This is a genomic window from Thermodesulfovibrionales bacterium (assembly GCA_026417875.1).
Taxonomy (GTDB): Bacteria; Nitrospirota; Thermodesulfovibrionia; order Thermodesulfovibrionales; family CALJEL01; genus CALJEL01.
Genome location: JAOACK010000063.1, coordinates 1 through 10752, shown reverse-complemented (window position 1 = coordinate 10752; position 10752 = coordinate 1). Strand labels below are relative to the sequence as shown.

Below are 10752 nucleotides of genomic sequence, written 5' to 3'. Positions count from 1 at the left end.
GAAGACCTCATTTAAAAGGGATTGCGACAGTGGCCTACGGCCAGAGCAGTAGAGCAGCAGACCAGCAGAGCAGCAGTTTCTTTTATTTTCCAGATAGGTCTGTTCCAAAAAATTACTTTGTAAGTGGAAGTTGCTATTCGAGAAAGGTGTTTGACTACTGCTCTACTTCGTTACTTTATAAATCTTACAATTAGAAGCTATTTTTCTATTGCACTATTGCACAGAAGCCTCTGGCATACATGAAGAAATTGCGTACCTTTCCCTTAATCTTATTTCCTTAGCGCAAGCCGTGCTTTTTTAATTTCCAGAAAAATCTTTACACTACTGTTCTACTAAGCTACTGCTCTGCTGCTCTAAATGAATATTGACATAATTATCTTTTATTGAGTATCATTTTTTAATGAAAGATAAGATAATTAAGGCCTATCAGGACAGCATATCTGTAAAGGAAGCCTTTTTCAGAGACAACATCGATAAGATCATTGAGGTCTCAAAAGTTATTGCAAACGCCTTTGAACATGGAAAAAAACTTATTCTTTTCGGAAATGGTGGAAGTGCAACTGATGCCTCCCATATAGCTGCTGAATTTGTGAATAGATTCAAAAGAGAAAGACCAGGTCTTCCTGCAATCGCCCTTAATACTGATATTGCTGTTATCACTTCAATAGCAAATGATTATGACTATAGCGAAATCTTTGCAAGGCAGCTTAAATCACTTTCTGATGAAGGTGATGTTGTTATTGCAATAAGTACAAGTGGAAACTCAGCAAATGTGCTTAAGGCAGTGGATGTAGCAAAAAAGAGAAAACTGAAGACAGTTGCCTTCACGGGTATAAAAGGTGTAAAGCTTGCTTCGAAGGTTAACTATGCCTTTGTAGTACCATCTGATGAAACTCCAAGGATTCAGGAGACCCACATAACCCTTGGTCATATCCTCTGCCAGATGGTGGAGGAGATCCTCTTTGAGACACCAAGGAAGAGATAGGAATCTAAAAGGCAGTACACCAAGTAAGAAAGGAGACAGCTCCAGTCCCTCACTAACTATTCTTGGGATAGATCCCGGAACCTCTAACCTCGGTTACGGTATAATCAAACAGAAAAATAGCAGTTATGAATACATTGACTCCGGTGTTATAAAGGTATCAAAGGCAAAACCACTTAATGCTCGACTTAAATTAATATATGACGGACTTGAAGAAATTATCAGGGAACATAAACCTGATGTTGCTGTAATAGAAAAGATATTCTTTGCAAGGGGTATAAAGGCAACTCTGGGTCTCGGTTATTCAAGAGGAATCGCACTCCTTGCAATCGCAAATCATGATATACCACTTTATGAATATTCTTCACTTGAGGTGAAGAAGGCTGTTGTTGGTTATGGAAGAGCTGAAAAGCACCAGGTAAGCGAGATGATAAGAATCATGCTTTCTCTTGACAGGTGTCCACCCCACGATAGTGCTGATGCCCTTGCACTCTGTATATGTCATGTCCATACAGTTACAGGAGTCTGCATTAGATGATAGGCATATTAAGAGGAAAGCTTTTAAAGAAAGCACCGGACAGGATAATAATTGATGTTGGTGGTGTGGGTTATGTTGTTCACATATCCCTTATCACCTTCGAAAAACTTAGAAACATAGATTCAGAGATTCTTCTTCATACCCATACAGTACTTAAAGAAGATAGCCTTCAACTTTATGGTTTTCTCAGTGAAGATGAAAAGGATATCTTCTGCACACTTCTTAATGTAAATGGAATCGGTCCAAAGACAGCGCTCAATATTCTTTCCTACCTTGAGCCTGATGATCTTAAAAAGGCAATAGAAGAAGAAGATCTTAAGAAACTAACAAAGATACCAGGCCTCGGTAAAAAGACAGCCCAGAGGTTGCTTCTTGAATTAAGGGATAAACTTCCTGATAAAATGAAAAGAGAAGACCCTTTATTATCCGATGCTGTATCTGCACTCATGAATCTCGGCTATCAGAAATCTGAGGCAAAAGATGCGGTTGAAAGGGCTCAGAAAAAAGCCAGAACATTTGAAGATATTATTAAGGAGGCATTAAAACTCCTTACAGGGCAGGACTGATATGAGGCAAAAGGATACAGAACGTGAAATCACGCCACTTAGAAAAGAAGGAGATACACAATTTGAGTTAACCCTGAGGCCAAGGAGTCTTTCTGAATTTGTGGGCCAGGAGAAACTCAAAGAAAATCTTTATGTTTTTATAAAAGCTGCATCTCAGAGGCAGGAGCCCCTTGACCATATACTTTTTTCAGGACCACCAGGGCTGGGAAAGACCACGCTCGCAAATATAATTGCCAGTGAACTAGGAGTAAATATAAAGACCACCTCAGGTCCTGTTCTTGAGAGACCTGGTGATCTTGCTGCAATACTCACCAATCTGTCGGATCGTGATGTGTTGTTTATAGACGAGATCCACAGGCTTCCTAGGATTGTTGAAGAGGTCCTTTATCCAGCTATGGAAGATTTTCAGCTAGATATAATAATAGGCCAGGGGCCAAGTGCAAGGACACTGAAATTGAATCTACCAAGATTCACTCTCATTGGTGCTACAACCAGGACAGGCCTTCTCACCTCACCTCTCAGGGACAGATTCGGGATACTTATGCGACTTGAGTTTTATAAGCCTGAAGAACTCACAACCATTGTTCTCAGGTCTGCAAGTATACTGGGAATCTCTATTACCAGGGAGGCAGCCCTTGAGATAGCGAGGCGCTCAAGAGGAACCCCGAGGATTGCAAACCGGTTACTCAGAAGAATAAGGGATTTTGCTGAGGTTAAAGGAGATGGTACTATTGATCTTGAGATAGCAAGATATGGACTCAATGCCCTTCAGGTTGATGAACGAGGACTTGATGAGATGGATAGAAAACTTCTTAAGGTCATAATAGAAAAATTCGGAGGCGGACCGGTTGGAATAGAGAGTTTATCAGCATCCCTAAGAGAGGAGAAGGATACAATAGAGGACGTATATGAGCCCTACCTTATGCAGGAAGGACTTATAGAGAGAACACCCAGGGGAAGACTTGCTACAATACAGGCCTATGAACATCTTGGTATTACAAAGACTGGAGGACTCTTCGGTCCATGAGGCTCCTGCTTCATATATGCTGCTCTAATTGTGCGATCTATCCTGTGAGTAGGATCAGAGACAGGGGCATAGACTTTACCGGTTTATGGTTCAATCCAAATATCCATCCCTACAGGGAATTTTCGTTGAGGCTTGAATCCCTTAAAAGGCTCTCAGAAGAATGGAGATTTCCTGTAATTTATAATGAGCTATATAATCCGAGATTGTTTTTAAGAAATATACCCGGGCTTCCCTTAGAGCAATTTTCTGAAGATACAGAAAGCGGAGAGATTGTTTTTCAATTCACGCTGCCCCAGTCTGTGCGCTGTCAGCATTGCTACCGTTTGAGGCTTGAAGAGACCGCAATTACAGCAAAAAGTAAGGGATTTGATGCCTTCAGCACCACACTCCTTGTCAGCCCGTACCAGAATTTTGAATTGATAGTTTCTACAGGAAAGGAGATTGCTGAAAAATATAACATTGAATTCCTTTTTGAGGACTACAGACCGGGCTATGGCGGTGCAATGAGGATATCAAGGGATATGGGACTTTACAGACAGAAATACTGTGGATGCCTCTTTTCACTCGCAGAGAGAAGGTGTAAAATGGAGGTGCAGAAAAAGATATGAATGGCATTGGTGATTTAGGAAAATTCATCATCATTGCAGGCTTTATTCTTGTAGGTCTCGGTTTTCTGCTTTTATTTTTTGAAAAGATTCCCTATATAGGGAAGCTTCCAGGAGACATTATAATCAGAAAAAAGAATTTCACCTTCTATTTTCCTCTAATGACAGGTCTTATACTCAGTCTTATTCTGACACTGATATTTTATATAATAGGAAGACTGAGATAAAATGAATAAAAGACCGGATGGTTTGCAATTTTCATGCTCTATTAATATGCCATCTACTCATCGCTTGCATTTCAAGAAAATCTTGAAATAACTATGGCGGTACAGAGGAACGAAAGATGAATTTTAAAAAGATTTTACTTAAAGGTAGACGTAAGGCAACTCTTCTGCCAGCCCTGCTATCAATTCTAATATTCCACTTCTCCTGTGCAACTGTTCAATCCAATGATGCTCTTACTGTCCGTGTTCTAATGCTGGACAGTGGAGAGAAGCCTGGAAAAGAGCTTCAGTATACTGGAAGACTTGAAGGCTCTCTCCTTATAAATGGAGAAGCTTTTAATGGTTCTGTTGAGGTATGGAAGGGAAATGGAGGACTTTATTTTATCAACATCATCCCTCTTGAAGAATATGTAAAGGGTGTAGTTGCTGCTGAATCAGGCAGGGACTGGCCTCTTGAGGCATACAAGGTACAGGCGGTTATAGCCAGGACCTATGCCCTTTACCATATGAAAAAGAATAGAGAAATGGCCTATCATGTTACATCAGGTGTATTACATCAGGTATTTAAAAATGGCCCCTATGATGAGAGGGTAGTTAAGGCAGTAGAAGAAACAGAGGGAGAGATACTTATTTTTAATGGTGAACCAATAGAGGCATTTTACCATTCTACCTCCACTGGATTCACAGAAGCTCCTGAAGAGGTATTCAGCAGAAATTATCCCTATATAAGGCCTGTAAAGGTCACGGCAAGGTTATCACCCTATGAGACCTGGCAGAGAAGTATATCTATAAAAGATATAGAAAGGGTAACAGAGCTCTACGGAATAAAGGATATTTTCATCCTGAGCAGGACCTCTACAGGAAGAGCCAGAGAGCTCGGGATAAGGACTGATTCAGGATTAAAAATATTAAAGGCTACAGAACTGAGAAGGCTTCTTGGATGGCAGACCCTTCCGAGCACTGGCTTTGAACTGAGGAGGGAAGGAGATTTTATAATATTTTCAGGAAGAGGATACGGTCACGGAGTAGGTCTCTCTCAATGGAGCAGTCTTGACATGGTTCTTGAAGGAAAGAGCTACAGAGAGGTTCTTCAATACTTTTATCCCGGTACAGAGATTATAAAAATAAAAGGAAATTTATGAAGATTAGCGAACTTGATTTTGAACTTCCAGAATCCCTGATAGCCCAGAGACCTCTTGAAAAGCGGGGTTTTTCCCGTCTCCTTGTTCTTAAAAAAGATGGTACCATCAGGCACAGTAACTTTTCTAATATTACAGAATTCCTTGCTCCGGGTGATATGCTTATAATTAATAATACAAAGGTTTTGCCTGTGAGGCTTGAAGGAAGAAAACCCACAGGAGGCAGAATAGACCTTCTACTTGTTGAACCCCTCCAGGATGGTTACTGGAGGGTCCTTACAAAAAGCAATTATAGAGGCACCGTTACTGTCTCAGAAGAACTTAAGATAGAGCTTCTTGACAGGGATAGGGGAAGACTCATATTTAATGGCGATCTAAACGAGATACTCCTTGCCGTAGGCCATATGCCTCTTCCACCATACATAAAAAGAAAACCTCTTCCCGAGGACAGGGAATGGTACCAGACAGTGTATGCAGAGGTTCCGGGCTCAGTTGCTGCTCCAACAGCAGGACTTCACTTCACCGAGGAGATAATTGATAATCTGAAAAAAAAGGGTATTCTCATAAGAAAGCTAACCCTTCATGTGGGTCCCGGTACATTCAGACTTATAAGAACAGAGGATATAGAAAAACACAGAATGGAAAGTGAGGTTTTTGAGATTCCCTTCTCACTAATCAATGAGATAGAAGAGGTAAAAAAATCAGGCAGAAGGATTATAGCAACAGGTACTACCACAACAAGGGCCCTTGAAGGTTATGCCTCTAAGAGATACATGGAGATTCACCTAAACGGCACATTAAAGGGCACCACGGATTTATTTATCTATCCTGGATATGAATTTAAGATAATAGACGGTCTTATTACAAACTTTCATCTACCACGCTCAACACCACTTCTGCTTGTAGCAGCCCTCTGTGGTGTGGAGAATCTTAAGAGGGCTTACAGGGAGGCAATCGCCATGGGATATAGATTTTTTTCCTATGGTGATGCTATGCTGATTATATGAAACATAAGGGAGAGGGATCATTAGTAATCCTTAACAGATCTGTTGTTATAGGAATAATAGTTCTTGTAACAACAGTGAGTTTTACCTTCGGATATTTTGTTGGTAGGTATTCTTCAAAGGACTCGATGTCACGAACACCCGTACCCGAGCAGAGGGCTGAGGCGCCGTCATCCTCAGAGACAGCGGGTCAGGAGCTAATAGGAACAGTGTCTGAAAAAGAGGCAGGTGGTGAAGGACCTCAACAATCCATTTCTGAAACAGCATCTCCTTCCACCGCTCAGCAGCCTATTGCTTCTGTAAAAGCAGAGCCCCAGAATGTTCAACCATCTTTTAAAAAGGGTGCCTATTATTTACAGGTCGGAGCGTTCAAGGAAGAACGACGGGCCAAAAAATTGAGCGAGCATTTTAAGAAAGAGCCCTATGATGTTATAATAAAAAAAGAACAGGGCCTTCACAGAGTATATGTGGGAACATTTATGACTAAAAAAGAGGCACTTCTTGCTCAAACGAGAGTAAGGAAACTTTATAAAATAGACTCTGTAATAATTAAGAAGTGAGGTAGGTAAGACGGTTACATTGGAATTTGAACTCAGGACTGATGAAGATTATGAATATCTTCATTCAGTCTTCGGAAAAAATATCCAGGCTATAGAGGAGACCCTTGATGTTGTTATCAGTGCAAGGGGCAATAAGATTATAATCAAGGGAGAGGAGGATTCTGCCCGGAAAGCTAAAAAGATAATAGAGGAACTTAGAGAGATAAGTTCTGAAGGTTATTCTATAAAGCCTGAGGATATCCGTTATGCCATAGAGACCTCACAGGGAGAACCATCCCTTAAAAACCTCTTCATGAGCAACATTCCCGTCTCATCAAAGAAGAGGTTTATTGTCCCTAAGACAGAAACCCAGAGGGAGTATGTTGAGGCCATCAAGAACTATGACATTGTGATTGGCATAGGTCCTGCAGGAACAGGAAAAACCTATCTTGCAGTCGCAATGGCTGTAAATGCCTTTCTAAAAAAACAGGTTGCAAGGATCGTGCTCGCAAGACCAGCTGTTGAGGCTGGTGAAAAACTCGGATTCCTTCCCGGTGATATAGAGGAGAAGGTGAGTCCTTATCTCAGACCTCTTTATGATGCCCTATTTGATATGATGGAGCCCGAGAAGGTTGCAAAATATCTTGAAAGGGGCATTATAGAAATAGCACCTCTTGCTTTCATGAGGGGAAGGACGCTCAACGACTCCTTTATAATACTTGATGAAGCTCAGAATACAACCTCCGAGCAGATGAAGATGTATCTAACCAGGCTCGGTTTCAATTCGAAGACAGTTATAACGGGTGATATTACACAGATTGACCTTCCTCCAGGAAAGGTATCAGGTCTAGTTGAGGCTGAAAGGATACTGAAGGGAATTGAGGGTATCAAGTTTATTTACTTCACAGAAAAGGATGTGGTCAGACACAGACTTGTTCAGGAAATTATAAGGGCTTATGAAAGATACGAACGGACTGAAAAACACCAGATCGCCTAAAACAGAAATCAGAAATCACAGATCAGAAGTAGCGAAAAATAATATCTTTTTTTCAAATGAGCAACTCCTGATTTCCCTGGCTGGCCTTTCCATAATTGTAAGCCTCTCCATATATACAGGAAAGGGTGTTCTATCATACTCGGGTTATGTTCTTGTCAGCCTTTTTCTTCTCTATATTTTCTATCGAGATATTCTGAGATACAGACCTTCCTATTTTGAAAATCAAAAGTTTCTTCTTGCCATTGCTTCACTTCTTGTATCAACCCTCTGTCTTTCAAGGGCACTGGAATATCTTTACATGGCGATGGCAAAGGGTCTTGGTGTAACCCATGGTGATGCCCATTTATATCTCATCCCTATTCCTGCCGGTGCAATGCTTGCTGCTCTTCTTTTTGATTTTCATACCGCTATAGTATTTGCCTTTGTGGTAAGTCTCCTTTCGGGACTCTGGCTGGAAGACCCTTCTTTTTCAATTTATTTTTTTATCGGTAGTCTTGTTGCCTCATTCAGTATCCTTAATTCAAAGAAAAGGGCATCCATACTCAAGGCAGGATTCATTGTTGGCATCGTTAACATGATTGTTGCTGCTTCCTTTCTGCTGTCGAAGGCTCAGATCTTTAATGAGAATTCTCTCTATATCCTTAGCTTTTCTTTCATGTCAGGATTCGTTGTCAGTGCCATTGTATTTTTATTGCTTCCAGTTTTTGAGTATCTTTTTAATATAACCTCTGACATATCTCTTGTTGAGCTTTTAGATGTCGATCATCCACTCATGAAGGCTCTTATGCGAGATGCACCTGGAACATATCATCACAGTGTTATAGTTGCCAATCTTGTAGAGGCAGCGGCTGAGAATCTCAGGATAAATAGACTGCTTGCAAGGGTAGGAGCATACTATCATGATATAGGAAAGATAAAGATGCCACATTATTTTGTTGAAAATCAGATTGGTGAAAGCAGGCATGAACGCATCACCCCCCATATGAGTAGCCTTGTCCTTATATCCCACGCAAGGGAAGGAGCAGAGCTTGCCAGACAGTATAAACTACCTGAGGCGGTTATTGACATCATAAGGGAACACCACGGTAACTCACTAATAACATACTTCTATGAAAAGGCAAAGGCATCCGGAGAAGAGGTTAAAGAAGAGGATTATAAATATCCAGGTCCAAAACCAAGGACAAAGGAGGCTGCCCTCATAATGATGGCTGATGCTGTTGAGGCATCCTCAAGGGTTCTTCAGGATCCATCTCCAGCAAGAATATCTTCACTCGTTGAGAAGATCATAAATAAAATAATCACCGAGGGCCAGCTTGATGAATGTGATTTTACCTTCAGGGAATTAAGAGAGATTAAAAACAGTTTTATCCATACCCTTACCGGAATATTCCATAAAAGGATAAATTACCCAGGTTTTAGGTTTGATGAAGAGTATACTCATAAGAAAGACCGCGAGGAAACCTTTCAGTCTCCAATCTCTGAGAAGAGATCTCCTGAACCTGTTAAACCTCCTCAGCCTTGAAGATGTTGAGATAAGCATTTATCTCGTTGGCAACAGAAGGATGAGATATCTCAACAGACTTTACAGGGGTATAGATAAACCCACTGATGTACTTTCCTTTCCACAGATAGAGGCCACTGGTTCAGCGATCAGGCCCCCGGTTTCTGAGTCTATCCCTTCCTTTTCTGTTCTTGGTGATATAGTTTTAAACTTGGACCAGATAAAAAAACAGGCAGCTGAAAACCGTGTTTCCTTCAAAGATGAGCTGAGATTCATGCTCATCCATGGACTTCTTCATCTTCTTGGATATGACCATGAGAGGGATAAAAGGTCTGCCAGAATAATGAGGAAAAAGGAGAAGAGCCTGCTTAATGCCCTTAAGAAACTGGATCAAGAGCGCAAATAATGCAATAGAAGGTATCCTTCATGCAGCAAAGACACAGCGTCATGTGAGATATCATTTCCTTGCCGCTGCCGTTGTCCTTCTTCTGAGTTTCAGTCTCGGTGTTACAAAGATTGAATTCATTATCCTTTCTTTGTGTGCCATGCTTGTTATCCTTGCTGAGATGCTCAATACCGTTATAGAAAATATAGTTGACAGACTTTCTCCTGAGAAATCTGATTTTGCAAGGACTGTTAAAGACATGGCTGCTGGAGCTGTGCTCATATCTGCCTCTGGAGCGGTGCTTGTCGGTTACGTTATACTCTTTCCCTACTTAAAGAGTCTATTTTTCAGAAGCTCGATACCTGAAAGCCACTCCAAAGATGAGATTGCTATTCTTTCAGTTGTAATAGTCCTGATTCTGGTGATAATACTGAAGGCCTATACCGGAAAAGGCACTCCTCTTAGGGGAGGTTTTCCTTCAGGTCATGCAGCCGTCTCATTCAGTATATGGCTGTCTATAACATTAATTGCAGGGAATCTTCTCGTGTCCCTTCTTACATTGGGACTGGCAGTTGCAATATCACAGAGCAGGGTAGCTGTCCATGTCCATACACCTAAGGAGGTTATAGCTGGTGCACTTATAGGACTTGCAGTAACAGGTCTTCTTTTCTTAATCTTTTCCTGAAAAGGCCCTCATTGCCTCTTCTATAACAACCTCTGGCTGATCCTTGTATCTTAGAGAAAGATGCATTGCTACTAAATTCTTCACACCAGCCTTTCTTGCTATTTCTCCGGCAAGCCTTGCTGTGAGATGGTTTCTCTCACTGGCAAGGTCAATATCTCTTTCTAAGAAGAAAGCCTCACAATAAAGATAATCTGAGCCTTTTACAAAGTTTATTATCCTTTCTATATTTTCATCCTCAATGGAAACATCCATTACATAGGATATCTTCTGTCCTTCTGTAAAGAGTGCGATATCCTTAATCTCTTCAAAAGAGATCCATTTGCTGCCGGCCCTGAATATCCTGTTTTTTTCATTTGTTATAATTGCCTCCTTGAATTCACTTAGCCAAGGACCTGTCTCAATGCCCCTTTCTCTAAGCTTTGCCTTATCAATATTTATATGAACCTCCTCATCTATTCTGAAGGCAAGTACCTGAACACCATGTGAGATATTCAATGCCTTTACAGAAAAAAAGGGCTCCTCAAGTATAGTCCCTCTGAATTCTTTTGATTCTCTTTCTC

Annotated in this window: 14 protein-coding genes; 13 read left to right on the top strand and 1 reads right to left on the bottom strand. The window is 41.0% G+C overall.

All coding sequences use genetic code 11. The features are described 5' to 3' along the window. Positions 1-400: 400 nt before the first annotated feature. The 13 genes from N2257_09440 (at position 401) to N2257_09380 (ending at position 10192) form a co-directional block, all read left to right on the top strand. A complete protein-coding gene (locus N2257_09440; protein ID MCX7794608.1) occupies positions 401-985 on the top strand; it encodes a D-sedoheptulose 7-phosphate isomerase in 585 nt (194 codons plus the stop codon). Next, positions 963-1520 carry a crossover junction endodeoxyribonuclease RuvC gene (gene ruvC, locus N2257_09435; GenBank protein ID MCX7794607.1) on the top strand — a complete coding sequence of 186 codons (558 nt, stop codon included), beginning with the start codon at positions 963-965 and terminating at the stop codon, positions 1518-1520. The genes N2257_09440 and ruvC overlap by 23 nt, the downstream gene beginning before the upstream one ends. Next, on the top strand, positions 1517-2086 hold the full coding sequence (ruvA, locus tag N2257_09430; GenBank protein ID MCX7794606.1) for a Holliday junction branch migration protein RuvA: 570 nt from the start codon (positions 1517-1519) through the stop codon (positions 2084-2086). Before ruvC ends, ruvA begins: the two co-directional genes overlap by 4 nt. A gap of 1 nt (position 2087) precedes the next feature. Next, on the top strand, positions 2088-3113 hold the full coding sequence (gene ruvB, locus N2257_09425) for a Holliday junction branch migration DNA helicase RuvB (protein ID MCX7794605.1): 1026 nt from the start codon (positions 2088-2090) through the stop codon (positions 3111-3113). Next, positions 3110-3721, top strand: a complete 612-nt coding sequence (locus tag N2257_09420; protein MCX7794604.1) for an epoxyqueuosine reductase QueH — start codon at positions 3110-3112, stop codon at positions 3719-3721. Before ruvB ends, N2257_09420 begins: the two co-directional genes overlap by 4 nt. Further along, positions 3718-3945 (top strand): DUF2905 domain-containing protein, encoded by a 228-nt coding sequence (locus N2257_09415; GenBank protein MCX7794603.1) that lies wholly within the window; start codon positions 3718-3720, stop codon positions 3943-3945. The genes N2257_09420 and N2257_09415 overlap by 4 nt, the downstream gene beginning before the upstream one ends. A 116-nt stretch (positions 3946-4061) precedes the next feature. Continuing rightward, positions 4062-5084, top strand: coding sequence for a SpoIID/LytB domain-containing protein (locus N2257_09410; GenBank protein MCX7794602.1), 1023 nt, complete (start codon positions 4062-4064; stop codon positions 5082-5084). Then, positions 5081-6088, top strand: coding sequence for a tRNA preQ1(34) S-adenosylmethionine ribosyltransferase-isomerase QueA (gene queA / locus N2257_09405; GenBank protein MCX7794601.1), 1008 nt, complete (start codon positions 5081-5083; stop codon positions 6086-6088). Before N2257_09410 ends, queA begins: the two co-directional genes overlap by 4 nt. Further along, complete coding sequence (locus N2257_09400; GenBank protein MCX7794600.1) at positions 6085-6645, top strand: SPOR domain-containing protein; 561 nt, start codon at positions 6085-6087, stop codon at positions 6643-6645. Before queA ends, N2257_09400 begins: the two co-directional genes overlap by 4 nt. Before the next feature lie 19 nt (positions 6646-6664). After that, positions 6665-7621 (top strand): PhoH family protein, encoded by a 957-nt coding sequence (locus N2257_09395; GenBank protein MCX7794599.1) that lies wholly within the window; start codon positions 6665-6667, stop codon positions 7619-7621. Next, a complete protein-coding gene (locus tag N2257_09390; protein ID MCX7794598.1) occupies positions 7581-9143 on the top strand; it encodes an HDIG domain-containing protein in 1563 nt (520 codons plus the stop codon). Before N2257_09395 ends, N2257_09390 begins: the two co-directional genes overlap by 41 nt. Then, positions 9046-9528: an rRNA maturation RNase YbeY gene (gene ybeY, locus N2257_09385; protein MCX7794597.1), complete on the top strand. Its 483-nt coding sequence runs from the start codon at positions 9046-9048 to the stop codon at positions 9526-9528. The genes N2257_09390 and ybeY overlap by 98 nt, the downstream gene beginning before the upstream one ends. After that, a complete protein-coding gene (locus N2257_09380) occupies positions 9494-10192 on the top strand; it encodes a diacylglycerol kinase (GenBank protein ID MCX7794596.1) in 699 nt (232 codons plus the stop codon). The genes ybeY and N2257_09380 overlap by 35 nt, the downstream gene beginning before the upstream one ends. Here N2257_09380 and N2257_09375 read toward each other — a convergent pair. Further along, positions 10178-10752, bottom strand: a 575-nt coding sequence (locus N2257_09375; GenBank protein MCX7794595.1) for a hypothetical protein, incomplete at its 5' end; no start/stop codon positions are given. The genes N2257_09380 and N2257_09375 overlap by 15 nt on opposite strands.

What these genes read in the sequence shown, in the direction of transcription:
- N2257_09440 (MCX7794608.1), top strand. Translation starts at nt 401, where the DNA reads ATGAAAGATAAGATAATTAAGGCCTATCAGGACAGCATATCTGTAAAG.
- ruvA (MCX7794606.1), top strand. Translation starts at nt 1,517, where the DNA reads ATGATAGGCATATTAAGAGGAAAGCTTTTAAAGAAAGCACCGGACAGG.
- ruvB (MCX7794605.1), top strand. Translation starts at nt 2,088, where the DNA reads ATGAGGCAAAAGGATACAGAACGTGAAATCACGCCACTTAGAAAAGAA.
- N2257_09420 (MCX7794604.1), top strand. Translation starts at nt 3,110, where the DNA reads ATGAGGCTCCTGCTTCATATATGCTGCTCTAATTGTGCGATCTATCCT.
- N2257_09415 (MCX7794603.1), top strand. Translation starts at nt 3,718, where the DNA reads ATGAATGGCATTGGTGATTTAGGAAAATTCATCATCATTGCAGGCTTT.
- N2257_09410 (MCX7794602.1), top strand. Translation starts at nt 4,062, where the DNA reads ATGAATTTTAAAAAGATTTTACTTAAAGGTAGACGTAAGGCAACTCTT.
- queA (MCX7794601.1), top strand. Translation starts at nt 5,081, where the DNA reads ATGAAGATTAGCGAACTTGATTTTGAACTTCCAGAATCCCTGATAGCC.
- N2257_09400 (MCX7794600.1), top strand. Translation starts at nt 6,085, where the DNA reads ATGAAACATAAGGGAGAGGGATCATTAGTAATCCTTAACAGATCTGTT.
- N2257_09390 (MCX7794598.1), top strand. Translation starts at nt 7,581, where the DNA reads ATGAAAGATACGAACGGACTGAAAAACACCAGATCGCCTAAAACAGAA.
- ybeY (MCX7794597.1), top strand. Translation starts at nt 9,046, where the DNA reads ATGAAGAGTATACTCATAAGAAAGACCGCGAGGAAACCTTTCAGTCTC.
- N2257_09380 (MCX7794596.1), top strand. Translation starts at nt 9,494, where the DNA reads ATGCCCTTAAGAAACTGGATCAAGAGCGCAAATAATGCAATAGAAGGT.